The organism is Streptomyces sp. NPDC059002 (genome assembly GCF_042740435.1).
GTDB lineage: Bacteria > Actinomycetota > Actinomycetes > Streptomycetales > Streptomycetaceae > Streptomyces.
Genome location: NZ_JBHYJI010000002.1, coordinates 88643 through 106963 on the forward strand (window position 1 = coordinate 88643; position 18321 = coordinate 106963).

Below are 18321 nucleotides of genomic sequence, written 5' to 3' on the forward strand. Positions count from 1 at the left end.
ACCGACTCCATAAGTACAGCTAAAGATTCTCATGTAGCTTAAGCAATCGTGATGACGGAACTGCCGCTCGAACAGGTGCGGACCCTGCTCGCCGTGGTCGACGAAGGCACCTTCGACGCGGCCGCGGCGGCCCTGCACGTCACGCCGTCCGCGGTGAGCCAGCGCGTCAAGGCGCTGGAGCGCCGAACGGGCCGCGTCCTGCTGATGCGGACCAAGCCGGTGCGGCCCACCGAGTCGGGGCAGGTCGTGGTGCGGTTCGCCCGGCAGATGGCGCGCCTGGAGCGGGACGCGCGGGCCGATCTGGGCATCAGCGGTACGGGGGAGCCCGCTCTCCTGCCGGTCGCGGTGAACGCGGATTCGCTTGCCACCTGGTTCCTGTCCGCGCTCGCCCGGATCCCCGACGAGCTGCGGATCTGCTTCGAGCTGCGCCGCGAGGACGAGGACCACACGACCGCGCTGCTGCGCGAGGGCGCGGTGATGGCGGCGGTGACGTCGTCGCCGGACGCGGTGGCGGGCTGCACGGTGCGGCGGCTCGGCCGGATGCGGTATCTGCCCGCGGCCTCGGCGGAGTTCGCCGCACGGCGGCTCGGCGACTGGCCCCGGGTGCCGCTGCGGAAGGTCCTCGCGGACGCGCCGGTGGTCTGCTTCGACCGCCGTGACTCCCTTCAGGACCACTTCGCCCGCGCGGTGACGGGCGGGCGCGGGGCCAGTCCGCTGCGGCACTACGTCCCCTCGTCGCGGGGCTTCGTCGACGCGATCGAGGCGGGGCTCGGCTGGGGCGTGGTGCCGCAGCAGCAGGCCGAACCGCTGCTGCGTTCCGGCTCGCTGGTGCTTCTGGACCCCGAACGCACCGTGGACGTCCCGCTGTTCTGGCAGCAGTGGAAGCTCGACTCCCCCGCACTCGCCACCCTGGCGGACGCGGTGGCGGAGGCGGCGGGGGAACAGCTGCGCCACTGAGGCGTCGGTCATCGCGGAGGGGGCCGTGAAACGTCGGTCGTCGCGGAAGGGCCCGTGAAACGTCGGTCGTCGCGGACGGGATCATCGCCGCCGAAGAGACGCTCAAGAAGCGGTGCCGAGCGGTCCCTCATACCAGCGAGTTACCGTCCGTACCTCACTGGTTGGAGCCACCGCTTCTCTCCACCCAGAGGTCTAGAAACAGCTCAACCGCCGGACCGATGTGGCCACTTGGCCGAAGCGCCTACGCTTTCCACTCTGCGGAGCACGACGCGGAAACGGGGGCTCATCCATGCGGCACGGCATTGCGCGGCACACGCTCGAAGGGGTGCCCGACGCGGAGATCTCGACGCATCCGTTCACCACCGCGGACGGGCTGGCCCTGGACCTGACCCGCTTCCGGCGGGGCGACGGCGACGACGTCGTGCTCCTGATGCACGGCCTGACCGCGTCGAGCGACCTGTTCATCATGCCCGAGCACTACAACATGGCGACCTACCTCCTCGACCACGGTTTCCCCGATGTGTGGACGGTCGACCTCCGGATGAGCAACAGGTATCCGTACAACACCGAGCCGGGTGACTCCTCCATCGACGACGTCGTGCACTACGACCATCCCGCCATGCTGGCCGAGCTGCGTCGGCACGTCGGGCAGCGGCGCATCCATGTCGTCGCCCACTGCCTGGGCTCCGCGTCGTTCTCCATGAGTCTGGCCGCGGGCACGGTCACGGGGATCTCCAGCCTGGTCGCGCAGAGCGTGGGCCTGGTCGTCAAGGTGCCCGGCTGGTCCCGGTGGAAGATCGAACTCGCCCCGACCCTGCTGGAGCACGTGCTGGGGGTGTCGGCCATCGACCCCAGGATGGGGGAATCCGCCCGGTTCACGCGTTCCTGGGCGCTGTCGAAGCTGGTGTCGCTCGGGCACCCGGAGTGCGACAACTCCGCCTGCCACCTCGTGAGTCTGATGTGGGGCGCCGGCTGGCCCGCCCTGTACAGCCACGACAACCTGGAGCCGGAGACGCACGACCGGATCGCCGATCTGCTGGGCCCCACCGGCCTGCACTACTACCGGCACATCCGCAAGATGGTGCGGGCGGGGCATGCGGTCAAGTACGCCCCCGAGGACCGCCGTCATGCGGCGCTGCCCGACGACTACCTCGCGCACGCCGCGGACATCAGCACCCCGATCCTCTTCATGACGGGCCAGAACAACCACGTCTTCGGCGACTCGAACGTCGTCTGCCACCGCAAGCTCTCCCAAGACGCCCCCGACCGGCACGAGTTGGCGGTGCTGCCCGGCTATGGCTATCTCGACCCGATCATCGGCAAGAAGGCGCACCTGGACGTCTTCCCGCTGATCCTGGACTTCTTCAAGCGGCGGGCGGTGTGACATGGCCCGCGACGGGACAGCGACCGAGCACGTGGACGTCCTGATCGTCGGCTCGGGGTTCGGCGGCTCGGTCGCCGCCGCCCGACTGGCGCAGGCGGGTCTCGGTGTGGTGGTGATGGAGCGGGGCCGGGACTATCCGCCGGGCAGCTTCGCCCGTACGCCCGCCCAGGCGGCCCGCGCCCTGTGGGCCCCCGACGCCGGTTCGTACGGCTTGTTCGACGTGCGGAACTTCCGCCGCTTCGACTCGGTCGTCGCCAGCGGCCTCGGCGGCGGTTCGCTCGTCTACGCCAATGTGCTGCTGCGCAAGGACGAGCACTGGTTCGTCGACCGCCAGCAACTGCCCGGCGGGGGCTACGAATCCTGGCCCGTGACCCGCGCGGACCTCGACCCCCACTACGACGCGGTCGAGCGGGTGCTGACCCCCACGCCCTACCCCCTGGACCACCCCGGTTACGACGACGCGCCCAAGACCCTGGCGATGCGCGCCGCGGCCGACCGGCTCGGCCTCGAGCACTTCCTGCCGCCGCTCGCCGTCAGCTTCGCGCCCGAGCCCGGCGCCCCGCCCGGCATCGGCCTGCCGGTCGTCGAACCGGACGGCGGGAATCTGCACGGGGCCACCCGCCGGACGTGCCGACTGTGCGGCGAGTGCAACATCGGCTGCAACGAGGGCGCCAAGAACAGCCTCGACTTCACCTACCTCTCCACCGCCCGACGGCACGGCGCCGACCTGCGCACGCGGCACGAGGTCCGCGCGATCCGCCCCGCGCCCCACGGCGGGTACGAGGTCGACTACGTACAGCACGAGCCCGCAAGGGACGGCCTGCCCGAGCCCGCGCGGGAAGGCCTGCCCACCGACCGCCTCCCCGTGCGCACCCTCGGCTGCGACCGCCTGGTCCTCGCCGCCGGTACCTACGGCACCTCGCACCTCCTGCTGCGCAGCCGCCGACAACTCCCGGGAATCGGCGGGGCATTGGGAACCCGCTTCTCCGGCAACGGCGACATACTCTCGTTCGCGGTCCGCACCAAGGACGCCCACGGCGCCCGCCCGTCCAGCGTGGACCCCAGCCGCGGCCCCGTCATCACCAGCACCATCCGGCTGCCCGACGACCTCGACGGGCAGGACCGCTCCGGACGTGTGCCGCCGGGACGGGGCGCCTACATCCAGGACGGCGGCTATCCGGGCTTCGTCGGCTGGCTGGTCGAAGCGGCCGCGCTGCCCCAGGACGCGGGGCGGGCGGGACGTTTCCTGCTGCGGCAGCTCGCCGGGCATGCCGCGGGCGACCCGGGCGTCACATCGGCCTCGCTCGCCGGGCTCCTCGACGACGGCGTCCTTTCGGACACCTCGCTGCCGCTGCTCGGCATGGGCAGGGACACGCCGGACGGGGTGCTGGTGCTGCGGCGCGGCGCCCTGGAGGCCGAGTGGTCCACCGCGGGCAGCGCCCAGCACTACGCACGGCTGCGCGCCGCCCTGCGTGCCGTGTCCGAGGCGCTCGACGGGCGGTACGCGGACAGCCCGCACTGGCTGCTCAAGCGGATCATCACCGTCCATCCCTGCGGCGGTGCGCCGATGGGCAAGAACCAGGTGGAGGGTGTCTGCGACGAGTTCGGCGAGGTGCACGGACATCCGGGCCTGTACGTCATGGACGCCGCCGCGCTGCCGGGCCCGGTCGGCACCAACCCCGCCCTGACCGTGGCCGCACTGGCCGACCGGGCGTGCACCCGGCTCCTGGAGAAGCGGGATTCCGGGGCGCCGATCCCGTCCGGCGGCGTGCCGATCCCGTCCGGCGCGCCAGCCCCGTCCGGCATGCCCGTGAAAGCCCCGGTCACCTACATACCGCACACCTCGGTGCAGTTCACCGAGACCATGCGGGGCAGCTGTGCGATGGGGGTGAGTGATCCGGGGGCCGCCCGGCGCTCCCCGGCCCGCGAACCGCTCCGCGCCCGGCTCACCCTCACCATCGACGACATGGACGATTTCCTGGCCCGGCCCGAGCATCCCGCCCGCGCCGACGGCTGGATCGAGGCGCGAGGCCTCGGCGGGCGGCGTCCGGTGACCGGGGGCGAGTTCCAGGTCTTCGCGACCGGCCGGACACCGGACCACCGCGAGCTGCGCTACCGGCTGTTCCTCACCGACGGCGCGGGCACCGCCCGCACCATGATCGGCGTCAAGGACCTCGCTCCCGCGGGGCTCACCAGGCTGTGGCCGGCGACCACCACGCTGCCGTACGTCCTCCTGAACGGGCACCCGGCCGAGGGCGAGGACGGGTCTGCGGATGTCGTCGCCGCGGGGACGCTGCGCATCTCCGTGCCCGACTTCCTCCGTCAGCTCACGACGTTCCGTACGACGGGTCCGCACGCCGCGGCGGCGCTCGCCCGTTTCCACGCCTTCTTCCTGGCCGAACTGCGCCGGATCTACCGGCCGTTCCACCGGAACTGACGACCGTTCACGCTGCCGGGTCCCCCTCACCGGGGCCCGTGAGACCGAGGTTCATGAGATACACCCCCACCAGCAGAGACAAGACCGATCCCCCCTTCCCCTTCCGCCCGCCACCGCGATACCCCTGGTGCGACAAGAACTTCTCCACCCCGCAGGAAGTGGGTCACACCGTGAACGACTCCGGTTGGTACGTGGACGACCGCTGCACGAACTGCGACGTCGCCCGGCAGATCGCGCCGGACCTGATCGTCGAGGCGAACGGCCGCTCCGAGATCCTGCGCCAGCCGCGCGACGCGGCGGAGGAACGCCTGATGCACGCGGCCGCGTTCGCCTGCCACACCCGCTCCATCCGGCCGTCGTCCGGCCGGCTCGACCCGGAGCAGGACCTCTACCCGCTCCCCGTCGACGACACCGTCTTATTCTGCGGACACAACTCGCCGCGCACCGCGGGCGCCAACTCCTATCTGCTGCGGCGCCCTTCGGGGAGCCTGATGATGGTGGACACACCGCGCTGGAGCGAGCCGCTGGCCAGGCGGTTCGAGACGATCGGGCCCGTCACCGACGTGCTCCTGACCCATCGGGACCACGCGGCGCACGGCCGCAGGTACGCCGACCGGCTCCAGGCCAGGCTCTGGGTCCACGAGGGCGACCTCGCCTCCGCGCCCGACGCCGACTGCGTGCTGCGCGGCACCGGCAGCGTCGAGATCGCCGACGGCGTGCTCGCACACCCGCTGCCGGGCCACACGGAGGGCAGCGTCCTGTACGTCGCCGACGAGCGGTACTGCTTCAGCGGCGACAGCTTCTACTGGTCGCGCACGACGCAGGACATCGAGGTCGCCGAGAGCGTCACCTGGTACTCGGTCGAGGAGCTTGCGGCGTCCCTGGCCCGCACCGCCGAGCGGCTCCACTTCGAGTGGCTGCTGCCGGGCCACGGCGACCGCAAACGGCTCCCGGCCGCCGACATGGCCGCCCGGATGCGGGAGTTGACGGCGCGCACCCGCACCCTGCGGCCGCGCCCCATCGACTTCACCGCGGTCCGCTGGTGAGGAGCTGAGGCGGGGGGTCAGACATCCGCGGGAGGCAGCGGAGCCACCGGCCGCTCGAAGAACGTCTCCAGCGAGACCGTCGCCTGGGTCCCGCTCACCCCCTCGATCGCGTACAACCTGCGCAGCACGTCCTGAAGTTGCTCGGTCGTCGCCGTGCGGACCTTCACCAGGACCGAGGCGCTGCCCGCGATGACATGCGCCTCCTGGATCTCGGGGATCGCCGCGAACGCGGCCGCCGACTCCCCCATCCACGCGGTCGATTCGACCATCACGAAGGCCAGCACCCCGCGGTCGAGGGCCGCGGGGTCCACCTCGACGGTCGTGCGCCGGATGACACCGCGCTCGCGCAGCTTGCGCACGCGTTCGTGGGCGGCGCCCGCCGAGAGCCCGATCTCCTTGCCCAGTGCGGCGTACGCGATCGTCGCGTCTTCCTGCAGGAGAGCGATCAGCCGACGGTCCATCTCATCCAGAGTCACCATGGCGAAACCATATCCTGTTCTGGCATAGTCTCGATTCACCGAACAGAATTCAGAAGCAGTGCGCTAAGGGGTAACCATGTCCGGCAATGACAGCACCTCGATGTACGAGATCCTGGACGAGCGGTTCCGCACCGGACGGTGCGCGAACGGGGACGACCGTCTGGAGAAGCTGTACGGCGGCTGCCGGTGGGCCGAAGGACCGCTGTACCTCCCCGCCTGGCGTCAGCTCGTCTGGAGCGACATCCCCAACGACCGCCTGCTGCGCTGGGACGAGACGACGGGCGCGGTCTCCGTCTTCCGCTCCCCCGCCGGGCACATCAACGGCAACACCCTGGACCGCGAGGGTCGCCTCATCAGCTGCGAGCAGGGCAATCGCCGGGTCACCCGCACCGAGCCCGACGGCCGGATCACCGTGCTCGCGGACCGGTACGACGGCAAGCGGCTCAACAGCCCGAACGACGCGGTCGTGCGCTCCGACGGCTCGGTGTGGTTCTCGGACCCGGACTTCGGGATCACCAGCGACTACGAGGGCATCCGCGCCGAGCCCGAGATCGGCGGCTGCCACGTCTACCGGATCGCCCCGGCGACCGGCGAGGTGCGTCTGGTCGCGGACTGCTTCGGGGCGCCGAACGGGCTCGTCTTCTCGCCCGACGAGCGGCAGTTGTACGTCTCCGACACCCGGGCCGGGTGCATCCGCGTCTTCGACGTACGCGAGGACGGCACGCTCTCCGAGGGCAGGGTGTTCGCCGAGGCGAAGGACGAGCTGAGCCGGTTCGACAACCTCCGCTTCGACGACGGCGGCCGCCTGTGGGCGGCCGCCATCGAGGGAGGGGTGCACTGCTACGACCCCGACGGCACCCTCATCGGGCGGCTGCGGGTGCCGGAGCCGGTGTCGAACATCGCGTTCGGCGGCCCGAAGAACAACCGGCTCTTCATCACCGCGACCAGCTCGCTGTACTCACTGGTCATGTCCGTCACCGGGCTGCCGCGCGTGCTCCGCTGAGCCCTGACCCCTGGCGTGCCCCGGGGACGCGGCGCGTCAGAAGCGGACGTCGGAGCAGGCGTAGAAGGCGTTGCCGGTGTCCGCGATGGTCCATACGCCGAGGATGATGTGCCGGCCGGTCTTCTGGGGCAGGACACCGTCATGGGTGACCGTGGAGCCGGGCAGGCGGCCGCCGTAGGGCACCGAGAGGAACGGCTGAAGGTCCAGGTCCGCCCTGGTCAGCGGCTTGGTGGGCTCCCAGCCGTCCTTGGTGATGTAGTAGCGGAAGTCGGTGGTGGCGTGCCGGGCGGTGATGCGCCAGACGAAGGTGTGGTTCTGGCCCGCGGTCAGCTTGGTGGCCGGCCAGTTCCCGCCTCGCGGGTCGTCCAGTTCGGAGAAGCGCCCGATGCCGCCCGAGCAGATGTGGCCGTCGCCGGGTCCGCGCGCGGGGAATCCCTTGGGCCCCTCCACGCTCGGCGGCTCCCACTGGATCTGCCCGCAGTTCTTGACGGTGCCGTTGCCGCACAACTGCTGGCGGCTGACGGGCGAGTCGGTGTAGCCGTGGGCCTGGGCGCTGCCGCTGGTGGCCAGCATGGCCGATCCTGCGATGCCGAGGCCCAGGAGTAACGAGGTGAGCTTCTTGCGCATGATGTGCTCCCGTGGTCCGAGGTTGCGGGTGGGAGTCGGACGCGGTCTAGACCAAGTCCGAGACTAGCCCGAGGCGTTGGTCATGTCCATACCAATGGAGACCCGACAGATGGAGCCCCGGCCGACGGGCGGCGGGGCTCCATCCGCGGGTGCCACCCGCACCGCTCACTGCGTGGCTTCCGCCTCCACCGGCTTGGGGATGAGGAAGGACGTCGCGAAGGCCGCAGCGATGAGGACGACTCCGGCGATCATGCCTGCCGTGTATCCGGCGGTGGACGTCTTGTCGGCCGGTGCCGCGGCGGTCTGCACGGCGTACAGGACGGCGAAGCTGAGTCCCGCGCCGAGGTTGAAGGCGCCCGCGTTGAGGCCCGGCAGGAAGCCCGGGTTCTCCTTCGGGGACAGCACGATGCCGAGGCCGTTCAGGACGATGTTGCCGACGCCCGCGTAGGTGATGCCGATCAGGATCGACGCGGCGAGGAGCAGCAGCCGCGAGTCGGCGTGCAGGGTGAACAGCATCAGGGTGACCGTCACGGCCGAGCCGATCAGGCCGATGCGCAGGATGCGGCCGTAGCCGTGGGTGGCGGCGAGGCGTCCGGCGAGGGGGCCCATGGCGAGGCCCGCGAGGGCGTACGGCGTCAGGGTCCACCAGGCCGACTGCTCGGCGCTCATGCCGAAGCCCGCCTGCGCGTCCTGGGCGAAGGCGGGGATCATGCCGTTCATCACGGCGAAGACGCCGGTCATGGTGAGCACGGTGGTGAGCAGCAGCGCCCAGGTGGAGCGCTGGCGCAGATGGTGGGTGGCGACCAGGGGGTGGCTGCTGCGGTCCTCGGTGCGCCAGAACAGGGCGAAGGCGATGGCCGCGACCACGAACAGGCCCGCGACGAGCGGCCAGTTGGCGTCGCCGAGCTTGCCCGCCTCGTTCAGGGCGATGAGGGCCGCGCCGACGGAGATGACCAGGAGGGTGACGCCGGGCCAGTCCATGCGGCTGTCGGCGGTGTCCGTCGCCTTGGATTCGGGGGTGAGAGTGGCAACCAGGACCGTGGCGAGCGCGGCGACGCCCGCCATCGCCCAGAACACCGACTGGAAGCCGTGGTGGTCGGCGAGGTAGCCGCCCGCGAGGGAGTCGACGCCCGCGATGCCGCCGTTGACGGCGGTGATGACGCCGAGGAGCGTGCCGTACTTCTTCGGCTCGTGGACCTCGTTGCGCAGCATGATCAGGCAGAGCGGCACGGTGGGGCCCGACACGCCCTGGATGACGCGGCCCGCAAAAAGCATCGGGACGCTCTCGGCGAGCGCGGCGACCACACAGCCGACGACCATCAGCGCCAGCATTCCGGCGAGCACCTTGCGCCGCCCGATCAGGTCGCCGAGGCGCGGCAGGAACAGCGAGAAGAGCGCGGCCGAGGTGAAGAACGCGGTCTGGGTGAGGCCGACCTCGGCCGAGGTCGCCCCGAGGGAGTCCTCGATGTTCTTCAGGGCGGGGCTGAGCATGCTCGCGTTGAGCTGGAAGGCGAAGCAGGCCGCGAGGAGCGCGGTGACCAGGACGCCGACGCGCACCGGGCGCGAGCTCCGGGCGCCACCGGGTGCGGCGGCCGGTTCGGTGAAGGATGCGTTCATGCGCGTACGTCGCCGATCCGCTCGAGGGCGTCCACGATCAGGTCCCAGAAGCGCTGGTGGTCGAGGCCGACGGCGACCTGGGTGTGGCAGTCGTCGGGGGCGGGCGCGCGGAAGTCGGTGACGGTCATGCCGAGCGTGAGGGTGCCGGTGAGCTCGATGTCGACGGGGGCCTTGCGGACCGTCATGACGCTGGGGTCGATGACGTACGCGACGGCGCACGGGTCGTGGACCGGCGGCGCGTCGAAGCCCTGGGCCTCCAGGTACATGGCGCCGAAGAAGTCGAGGAGTTCGCCCACGAAGACGGCGGGCTTGGTGCCGACCTTCGCGATGCGCTCGGTGACCTCGGGGGTGGCGAGGGCCTGGTGGGTGAGGTCGAGGCCGACCATGGTGACGGGCCAGCTCTCGTTGAAGACGATGTGCGCGGCCTCGGGGTCGATCTTGATGTTGAACTCGGCGACCGGGCTCCAGTTGCCCGTGTGGTAGCCGCCGCCCATGAGGACGACCTCGCGGACCCGCTCGACGATGCGGGGCTCCTTGCGGGCGGCGAGGGCGATGTTGGTCAGGCCCGCGGTGGGGACGATGGTGATCTCGCCGGGCTCGTGCGCCATGACCGTGTCGATGATGAGGTCGACGGCGTGCCGCTCGTCCAGGGTCAGGGTCGGCTCGGGCATGACCGGGCCGTCGATGCCGCTCTCGCCGTGGATGTCCGGGGCGGTCTCGACCTCGCGTACGAGGGGGCGGGGGCAGCCGGCGGCGAAGGGGACGCCGGTGATGTTCGCGATGCGGGCCACCGAGAGTGCGTTGCGGGTGACCTTCTCCAGGGTCTGGTTGCCCACCACGGTGGTGACGGCGACCAGCTCCACATCCGGGTTTCCGTGCGCCAGGAGCATGGCGATCGCGTCGTCATGTCCGGGGTCGCAGTCCAGGATGATCTTTCGGGGCATCGCGGAACCTCTTTGTTCGGCTGAGTTGCCGCTCCGGGGCGGCAACTCGGGAAAACGTTCTCCCAAGACTCTGTGCACAGGTGCGAATTATGTCAATGGCCGACGACACACCCCGGCAAACTCGCCCGGATCGGACACAGTTCAGCCTGGGACAGAAGTACCCCAAAGCGGAGAAGTTACCTCGAAAATGAGGCCTGGTCGCCGCCAACCCCCGCTGATAACGTTTGCCGAAACTCTGCGAAGGGCGGGCCGGGCGTGGCCGACGTGACACTGCGAGACGTGGCCCGGGCCTCCGGCTGCTCCGTCGCCACGGTCTCCCGGGTCCTCGCGGGCACCCGCCCGGTCGGCGCCGAGACCGCGCGCCGGGTGCGCGAGGCCGCCGAGTCCCTCGGCTACCGGCCCAATCACGCGGCCCGCGCGCTGCGCGGCCGCTCCACCGGCACGGTCGGGCTCGTCCTGCCGCAGATCACGAACCCCTTCTACCCGGCCCTGGTGCGGGAGTTGACGCACGCGCTGCACGCCGAGGGGCGGGCGGTGCTCCTCGCCGACTGCGACGACGACCCGGCGGCCGAGGCGGAGTACATCGGCGATCTGCTGGGCCGGCAGGTCGACGCCCTGCTCGTCATCCCGGCCCACGAGGAGCGCAGCAGGGACGCGGTGGCATCGGCGGCGGCCCGGGTCCCGCTGGTGCTCATGGACCGCGGCTGCGGTCCCGGCATCGCCGACTCCGTCGCGGTCGACAACACCGCGGGCATGGCGCTCGTACTGGACCATCTCGCCGCCACGGGCCGCCGCCGCGTCTGCTTCCTGGGCGCGGCGGGGACGGCATCGGCGGCGGCCGAGCGGCGCGCCGCCTACGCGGCCGGGTCCGCGGCCCTGGATCCCGGCGCGCCGGAGCGGGTGTTCCTCGGCGACTTCTCCGTGGAGTGGGGCCGGGCCGCCGTCGACCGGGTGTGGGACGCCCGGCCCGACGCGCTCGTCTGCGCCAACGACCTCATCGCGATCGGCGCGCTGCAGCGCCTCCAGCAGCTCGGCGCCGATGTCCCCGGCGAGATCGCCGTCACCGGCTTCGACGACATCCCGATGGCGGCGCTGTCGGCCCCGGGGATCACCACGGTCCGCCAGCCCGTCGCCGAACTGGCCGCCGAAGCGGCGCGGTTGCTCGGCCGTCGCCTGTCCGGCGGTGAGGACGGGCCGCAGCGGGCGATACGGCTCGCGCCCGAGCTGGTCGTGCGCGAGTCGACGTCACTCGTGCCGTAGCGCTCCGCGGGGTGTGGAGTGCGTCGTCCTCGGGCCGATGGGGGCTGGTCGCGCAGTTCCCCGCGCCCCTGCGGGGCACGACACCGCGCCGCTCGTTCCCGCGGACCCCGGAAACCGGGCCCGCCGGGAACGAGCGGCGCGTCAGTCAGAGGGTCAGCGCGTCACCTGCCAGGTGAGTGTGTCCGTCAGGAGGGTGCGCAGTTGCGGGTCGCGGACCGCCTTGGTCGGGTCCGTGGCGCGTACCGACAGGGTGTGGGCGCGGCCGTCGGCCGGTACGCCGAGGGCGCGCGGCGACACGGCGCTGTCGCCCCTCGCGCGCCTGACCTCACGGCCGTCGACGCTCCAGCGCAGCTGGATGCCGTCGGCCGCCCGCACGGCGACCTTGGCGTCACGGCGCACCGCGCGGTCCGTCGGGGTGGCCGCGGTGACGACGGAGGCGTGCCGGTGGAAACCCGCGATCATCGCCTCGCGCCCGGGCAGATTGAACTGCCTGCCGAGCGTGCGCATGATCGAGTCCGTGGTGGGGCGATAGAGGCCGCGCGGGTAGTAGCCGCCGCCCTCATAGGCGCCGACGGTGCCGCCGTCCGGCGAGGTCTGGCCGATCCACCGGTACCACTTCTTCTTCTGGGCGGTGAGCTGGGCGGCGGTGAGCTTGCTGATGTTCGCTTCCCAGGGCTCGGCGCCCGTGTATGTGCCGTACTCGTCGTACCAGTACTCGTCGGCCAGCTTGCCCAGCGAGTGCCCCGTCTCGTGGACCACGACCTGGTCGGACTGGGCGTGGTCGGAGGAGGCGGTGGCGATGCCGTCGTAGCCGGACGGCGAGGTGATGTCGTTGTAGCCCGCGCCGCCGTACTTGGTGGAGTTCGCGAGGACGATGACGAGGTCGGGGTCGGCGGCCTTGCTGGCGTACGACTCGACCTTGTTGGTGTCGACGCACAGCAGGCGCTCGATGCCGTCGCAGAAGAAGGCGGAGCCGAGCGCGGTGTCCTTGACGGTGCCGCTCGTCGGGTCGCCGGAGACGCCGGACTGCCGCGATACGGCGTCCACGGCCCAGACGTTGAACAGCCCCTTGTACGAGGCGTACGGCTCGACGGCGGAGACCTTCGCCCACTTCGCCCGCACGTCGGCGTGGAAGTCCTCCTGCTGCGTCGCGGTGTAGCCGTCGCCGATGACGACGACGTCGAGCTTGGAGTCGGTCGGCCCGGCCTGCACGATCGGGACGACGTCGCCGTCGCCCTTGATCTTCGTGCGCTCCTTCGGGGAGAGCGGCTCGGAGGCGGGGACCTCGGTGTGCCGGGGATGGCCGCCGGGGCCCGTGAAGTACTCGACCTGCTGGGCGCGGTCTGCCGGGTCGGGTCCTGCCGCGGTGGCCGTGCCCGCGGGTCCCGTCGCGGCGAGCGCCGCGGTGAGGGCGATGCCCGAGGCGAGGGCGATGCGCAGGGGGGTGCGTCTGACACGGCCGGAGGTCCGGGCCGGTATTCGATGCGTGGGGGGCATGTGCTTCCCTTCGAAGTCCGCGATATAAATGGCGGGTTAAACGGGATTAAGGCGCCGCTCAACGTAGAGGTTCGTGAGGCGTCAGGCAATGGGTGTGCGTCAAGTCGCCCACGAGGAGGGCGAGTTCACGCCGTCCGGCCCGTCCGCGCGACAATGCGTGCGACGTGCGCGGCATGCGGGCGATGAGACATACGGAGAGGCAGCGGTGGCGCGGAACACTTCCGATGACGTACGAGGCGACGGGACGCGGCCCGACGATCCGGCCGAGATCGGGCGGCGCGTCCTGCGGCTGCGCGGCGAACGCGGCCTCACCCAACGGCAGTTGGCCGAGCCCGCCTACACGCCCGCGTATGTCTCCACCCTGGAGTCGGGCAAGGTGCGGCCGTCCGAGGCGGCGCTGCGGCACCTCGCCGAACGCCTCGGCGTCAGCTACGACGAGCTGGCCACCGGACGCCCCGCCCGGCTCGCCGCAGGGCTGCGCCTGCGGTTGACCGATGCCCGGCGCGCCCTGGCCACCGGCGCGCCCGGCGACGCCGCCGCGCTCTTTCGCGCGCTCCACGAGGAAGCCGTCGCGCACGAACTCGCCCCCGAGCAGGCCGACGCGCTCCTCGGCCTCGGTGACTGCCTGCTCGAATCCGGTGAACTCACCGACGCCCGGGACTGTTTCGCCGCCGCCGAACGGCTGCTGAGCGACGACCCGCTGCCGCGGCGGGTCCCCGCGATCCGGGGGCGCGCCACCGCGCACCTCCTCACCGGCGAGCTGCGGTACGCCTGTTACCTCCTGGAGAGCACCCTCGACGAACTCGACTCCGCGGGACTGCACGACCCCGAGGCGCTGCTGCTGCTCTACACCGCGTCCATCGCGCCGTACATGGACATGGGCGCGCACGCCCGCGCCGCGCACGCCGCCGAACTCGCCCTCGCGCTCGCGCCGAGCGTCCGCGATCCCGCACTGGTCGCGGGCATGCACCGCGGGGTGGCCCGCACACTCATCGCCGAGGGGCGCATCGCCGAGGCCGACGCGTCGCTCGCCAAGGCCCAGGAGCTCTACCGCCAGCTGCACATCCGTACCGAACTCGCCCACTGCCACTGGATGCGCGGCTACGTCCACGCCCAGCACGGCGACCTCGAACACGCCGAGAACGAACTGCGCACCGCCCGCGCCATCCACGCGTCGAAGCGGGCCGCGCTGTTCACCGGGCAGGTCGAGGTGGAGCTGGCGGACGTACTGCGGCGGCGCGGCAAGACCGACGAGGCACAGGAGTTGCTGCGGCCGCTCCTGATGTCCGGCGAGGACGACGTCTGCGGTGACGCGAAGGCCGGTGACGAGGCGGGGACGCTCGGGGCGGGCCGTGGCGCCGTGCACGCGGGCGGCGCGCACCGGCTGCTCGGGCTCATCGCCGAGGAGCGGGGCGACACCGAGCGCGCCGAGGAGCACTACTGCGCGGCCCTCTCCCTGCTCGAACGCTCCAGCGCGGCCGGTGACTTGGCGGATCTGTGCCGCCTCCTGGGCGATCTGCTGCGCCGTTCCGGGCGGGTGGAGGCGGCGATGGACGCGTACCGCACGGGGCTCGGCCACCGGGCCGCGCCCGGCACGACGACGCTGGGGCCAGCGCCCGCGACACCGCCGATGTGAGGGGCCCGTCCGCAGGCCCGCCCGTCTGCAGGCCCGTCTGCATCGAAAGATGTAGCGCGAATTCCTCCATGGCTACGACTCCCGTGCCCGCGGCCGCGCCGAGGATGGTGATCATCAGCTGGGACAGGCGCACGAGGAGAGGCACATGTCAGAGCCGCGGACCGCTCCGCCCGCCCCCTCGCTCGCCCGCGCGGCGGCGCGGGCCCTCGGCGGCGGTCTCGTCATGGGCGTGGCACTGGGCGTGGGGACGGCGGCGGGCCCGGTGGCCGCCGACGCGCTGGGCCTCACCGGGTTCGCGGCCAGGCTGCTGCCTGCCGCCCTCGTCAGCGCGATCGCCGTGCCGCTGGTCGTGGTGGCGCTGCGGCGCGGGCGGCGCTCCCCGACGTCCATCGGGTTCGGCGGCGCAGGGGCGGGTCTGCGCGCGCTGTTGACCGGGGTGGCCGTGACGGCGGGGGCCGCGGTGCTCGTGCTCGGCGCGGGTACGGCGGCGGGGTGGCTGAGCTGGTCGCGCCCCGATCCGTTCGCGCTCGCCGCGTTCCTCGTGTCGAACGGCGTGATCGCCCTGCTCCTGGAAGCGCTGCCCGAGGAGACGACGCTGCGGGGCTACGCGTGGACCTCGCTGCGCGGACGGCTCGGCGGCCCGGGCGCAGCATGCGCCACGACGGCGGTGTTCCTGGCCGTGCCCGGTCTCTCGACGGTGGTCGGGGCCTGGACCGCGCGGCTCGTCGGCGGCGACCCCGGGCCCATCGGATGGGCTCCCGCCGGGCAGCACCCGGTCGACTACCTGGTCCTGCTCACGGTGTTCGGCCTGACGCTCGTGGCGGCCCGCACGGCGGTCCGTGGCGCCCCGCTGTACGCCGCCATCGGCACCCATCTGACGTTCCTGACCGTCAACCGTGTCACCTTCGAGGGCGATCGGCGCGACGCCGGGTGGTACGCCGAGAACGTACGACCGGAGGCCGAACTCCTCGTACCGCTCTATCTGTTGGTCGCCATGGCGGGGTTCGCGGTGTGGCGCAGGGTGGGGGCGCGGGGGCGGCCTACGCGGACTGCTGACGACCGGCGTCCCCGTCTCCGTCTCGTGGCCGGGCCACCGTCCGCAGTACGTCCACCAGTGCCGCCACCGTCGGCCGGTGCTCGGCCTGGGCGCGGAACACCACCACGATGTGCCGCTCCACGGTCTCGCGCAGCGGCACCACGTCGAAGCGCGACCGGCGCAGACGGAGCATCAGATCCGTCACGGTGCTGACGCCGACGCCCGCCTCGACCAGCGCGAGGGTGGCGGCGGTGTCGGTCACCTCGTGCTCCACCACGGGCTCGACGCCCGCCCGGCGGCAGGCGGTGCGTACGGCACGCCCGTAGTAGCTGTCCTCGGGCGGGAGAATCCAGGGGAGGTCCGCCGTGTCCGCCAGGGAGATGACCTCCACACCCCTCATCGAGGCCGTGCCCTCCTGCGCAGAGGCCGTGCCCTTCATCGAGCCCGCGGGCACCGCGAGGGCGAACCGTTCGCGGTACAGGCGCAGCATGCGCAGCGCGGGATCGCGCGGGATGGGTACGTCGGGGTAGTCGAGGCCGATGGCCAGGTCGACGCCGCCGGACGCGACCGCGTCGTACACCTCGTCGACGTCCATGTCCCTGCTGCGCACCGTGAGTCCGGGGAGCACCTCGCCGGTCCTGCGCAGGGCGAGGGGGAGCAGGTCGGCGGCGACCGTGGCGAACAGGCCGACGCGCAGCACTCCGCCGACGTCCCCGCGGCCACCGGCGAGCGCCTCGAGGGCCTCGGCCTCCGTGGTCAGGATCCGCTCGGCGTACCGCGCCAGGGTCAGCCCCTCGTCGGTCAACTCCACCCGGCGGCCCACGCGTCGGAGCAGTTCCACGCCCGTGGACCGCTCCAGCGCGGCGAGTTGCTGCGAGATGCCGCCGGGGGTGTAGCCGAGGGCCTCGGCGACCGCCGTGATGGTGCCCCGCCTGGTCAGTTCCACCAGGGATCTCAACTGGGAGCTCGCCCCATACATATAGCGATCGTAATGGTTCTGTCGCACGAAGTGTTCATGGACGTCGACGACCGGGGTACTGCACGATGACGGGCAGAAAGCTGTTCAGCGTTTCGCACCACGCCATGACAGCCCCGGCCAACACCCGTGCGGCCAGCGCCCCTTCGGGGCCAGGACCCGGCTCGGGTGACGGCCCGTGGAAGGGAGCGGCCACTTGGCCTCCTCATCGGATCCGTCGGACGTCCATGCCCTGCCGTCCTCCGCCGACGTCGTCGTCATCGGGGGTGGGGTGATGGGGACGAGCATCGCCTTCCATCTCGCCGAGGCGGGCGTGCGCGACATCGTCGTCGTCGAGCGCGACGAGCTGGGACACGGCAGTTCGGGCAAGCCGATCGGCGGGGTCCGCGCACAGTTCTCCGATCCGCTCAACATCGAGCTCGGCCTGCGGAGTCTGCGCGCCTACCAGGACTTCCCGCGGCGCCCGGGGGCCGACATCGGGCTCGACACCGTGGGCTATCTCTTCCTGCTGACCAGCGGGGAACAGGCGGCGGAGTTCGAGTCCTCCGTACGGACGCAGAACGAACTCGGCGTCCCCAGCCGCATGATCGGTGCGCGCGAGGCCCGGGAGCTGTGCCCCTATCTGCGGACCGAGGGGCTCGTCGCCGCCGCCTACGCCCCCACCGACGGCCATGCGCGTCCCGGCCGCGTCGTCCGGGGCTACGCGCGCGCCGCGGCCCGGGCCGGAGTCGTCCTCGCGACGCACACCACCGTGCTCGGCATGGACACGGTGGGCGACCGGGTCTCCGTCGTGCACACGGACCGCGGCCCCGTCTCCTGCTCGGCCGTCGTGTGCGCCGCCGGGGCCTGGTCGGCGCGGGTCGGTGCCATGGTGGGCGTGGATCTGCCGGTGCGTCCCGTGCGGCGTCAACTCGCCTTCACCGTCCCGCTGTCGCCCGCCGCGCCGCGCATCCCCTTCACGATCGACTTCGCGTCGTCGGCGTACTTCCACAACAGCGACGACGGGCTGCTCCTAGGCCTCGCCGACCCGGCGCAGCCCGACGGCTTCGACACGACGTGGACGCCGGAGTGGCTCGACCTGTTCCGCGAGGTCGTACGGCATCGTGCGCCAGCCCTTGCGGACATGGAGACGGACGGCGGCTGGGCGGGCCTGTACGAGGTCACCCCGGATCACAACGCGCTCATCGGCCGCTCCGGCGCCCTGCCCAACTTCCTCTACGCCACCGGGTTTTCCGGCCACGGATTTCTCCAGGCCCCCGCCGTCGGCGAGATCGTCCGTGATCTGCATCTGGGCCGCGAGCCGTTCGTCGACGTCACGCCGCTCGGCGCCGACCGGTTCGGCGCGGGGGCCGCAAGCCGCCCCGAGGCGCATGTGGTGTGAACGCCCGTACGCCCCGGCCCAGTTCACCGGGCCCGGCCGAC

14 protein-coding genes and 1 pseudogene are annotated in these 18321 nt (G+C 72.0%); 9 read left to right on the plus strand and 6 right to left on the minus strand.

Features of this window, described 5'->3' with window-relative positions:
* The first annotated feature begins 48 nt into the window (after positions 1-48).
* From ACFWZ2_RS02335 to ACFWZ2_RS02350, 4 genes are all read left to right on the plus strand, one after another.
* Positions 49-957, plus strand: coding sequence for a LysR family transcriptional regulator ArgP (locus ACFWZ2_RS02335; protein WP_384540566.1), 909 nt, complete (start codon positions 49-51; stop codon positions 955-957).
* A 289-nt stretch (positions 958-1246) separates the two neighbouring features.
* Positions 1247-2341 carry an alpha/beta fold hydrolase gene (locus ACFWZ2_RS02340; RefSeq protein ID WP_384540569.1) on the plus strand — a complete coding sequence of 365 codons (1095 nt, stop codon included), beginning with the start codon at positions 1247-1249 and terminating at the stop codon, positions 2339-2341.
* 1 nt (position 2342) lies between these two features.
* Positions 2343-4778 (plus strand): GMC oxidoreductase, encoded by a 2436-nt coding sequence (locus tag ACFWZ2_RS02345; RefSeq protein ID WP_384540572.1) that lies wholly within the window; start codon positions 2343-2345, stop codon positions 4776-4778.
* Positions 4779-4948: 170 nt separating this feature from the next.
* On the plus strand, positions 4949-5824 hold the full coding sequence (locus ACFWZ2_RS02350; protein ID WP_384540575.1) for a 4Fe-4S domain-containing protein: 876 nt from the start codon (positions 4949-4951) through the stop codon (positions 5822-5824).
* A gap of 17 nt (positions 5825-5841) precedes the next feature.
* Here the strand turns inward: ACFWZ2_RS02350 and ACFWZ2_RS02355 are convergent, their stop codons facing one another.
* Complete coding sequence (locus ACFWZ2_RS02355; RefSeq protein WP_384541245.1) at positions 5842-6294, minus strand: Lrp/AsnC family transcriptional regulator; 453 nt, start codon at positions 6292-6294, stop codon at positions 5842-5844.
* Positions 6295-6379: 85 nt separating this feature from the next.
* Here ACFWZ2_RS02355 and ACFWZ2_RS02360 point away from each other — a divergent pair, with 85 nt between their 5' ends.
* On the plus strand, positions 6380-7306 hold the full coding sequence (locus tag ACFWZ2_RS02360) for an SMP-30/gluconolactonase/LRE family protein (protein WP_384540578.1): 927 nt from the start codon (positions 6380-6382) through the stop codon (positions 7304-7306).
* A 36-nt stretch (positions 7307-7342) separates the two neighbouring features.
* Here the strand turns inward: ACFWZ2_RS02360 and ACFWZ2_RS02365 are convergent, their stop codons facing one another.
* From ACFWZ2_RS02365 to ACFWZ2_RS02375, 3 genes are all read right to left on the minus strand, one after another.
* Complete coding sequence (locus ACFWZ2_RS02365; protein ID WP_384540580.1) at positions 7343-7933, minus strand: lytic polysaccharide monooxygenase; 591 nt, start codon at positions 7931-7933, stop codon at positions 7343-7345.
* A gap of 165 nt (positions 7934-8098) precedes the next feature.
* Positions 8099-9550 carry an MFS transporter gene (locus ACFWZ2_RS02370; protein WP_384540583.1) on the minus strand — a complete coding sequence of 484 codons (1452 nt, stop codon included), beginning with the start codon at positions 9548-9550 and terminating at the stop codon, positions 8099-8101.
* Positions 9547-10494: a nucleoside hydrolase gene (locus tag ACFWZ2_RS02375; RefSeq protein ID WP_384540586.1), complete on the minus strand. Its 948-nt coding sequence runs from the start codon at positions 10492-10494 to the stop codon at positions 9547-9549. The genes ACFWZ2_RS02370 and ACFWZ2_RS02375 overlap by 4 nt, the downstream gene beginning before the upstream one ends.
* Positions 10495-10773: 279 nt before the next feature.
* Between ACFWZ2_RS02375 and ACFWZ2_RS02380 the strand changes: the two genes are divergently transcribed.
* Positions 10774-11754, plus strand: a complete 981-nt coding sequence (locus ACFWZ2_RS02380) for a LacI family DNA-binding transcriptional regulator (RefSeq protein WP_384540589.1) — start codon at positions 10774-10776, stop codon at positions 11752-11754.
* A 153-nt stretch (positions 11755-11907) separates the two neighbouring features.
* Here ACFWZ2_RS02380 and ACFWZ2_RS02385 read toward each other — a convergent pair whose 3' ends face one another.
* A complete protein-coding gene (locus ACFWZ2_RS02385; RefSeq protein ID WP_384540592.1) occupies positions 11908-13251 on the minus strand; it encodes a M64 family metallopeptidase in 1344 nt (447 codons plus the stop codon).
* 205 nt (positions 13252-13456) lie between these two features.
* Here ACFWZ2_RS02385 and ACFWZ2_RS02390 point away from each other — a divergent pair, with 205 nt between their 5' ends.
* Positions 13457-14887 carry a helix-turn-helix domain-containing protein gene (locus ACFWZ2_RS02390; RefSeq protein ID WP_384540594.1) on the plus strand — a complete coding sequence of 477 codons (1431 nt, stop codon included), beginning with the start codon at positions 13457-13459 and terminating at the stop codon, positions 14885-14887.
* A gap of 223 nt (positions 14888-15110) precedes the next feature.
* Positions 15111-15758: pseudogene (locus ACFWZ2_RS02395) on the plus strand (hypothetical protein); the annotation flags it as partial.
* 169 nt (positions 15759-15927) lie between these two features.
* Here the strand turns inward: ACFWZ2_RS02395 and ACFWZ2_RS02400 are convergent.
* Positions 15928-16902, minus strand: coding sequence for a LysR substrate-binding domain-containing protein (locus tag ACFWZ2_RS02400; RefSeq protein WP_384540597.1), 975 nt, complete (start codon positions 16900-16902; stop codon positions 15928-15930).
* Between the two features lie 193 nt (positions 16903-17095).
* Between ACFWZ2_RS02400 and ACFWZ2_RS02405 the strand changes: the two genes are divergently transcribed.
* Positions 17096-18280, plus strand: a complete 1185-nt coding sequence (locus tag ACFWZ2_RS02405; RefSeq protein ID WP_384540599.1) for an NAD(P)/FAD-dependent oxidoreductase — start codon at positions 17096-17098, stop codon at positions 18278-18280.
* The last annotated feature ends 41 nt before the right edge of the window (positions 18281-18321 follow it).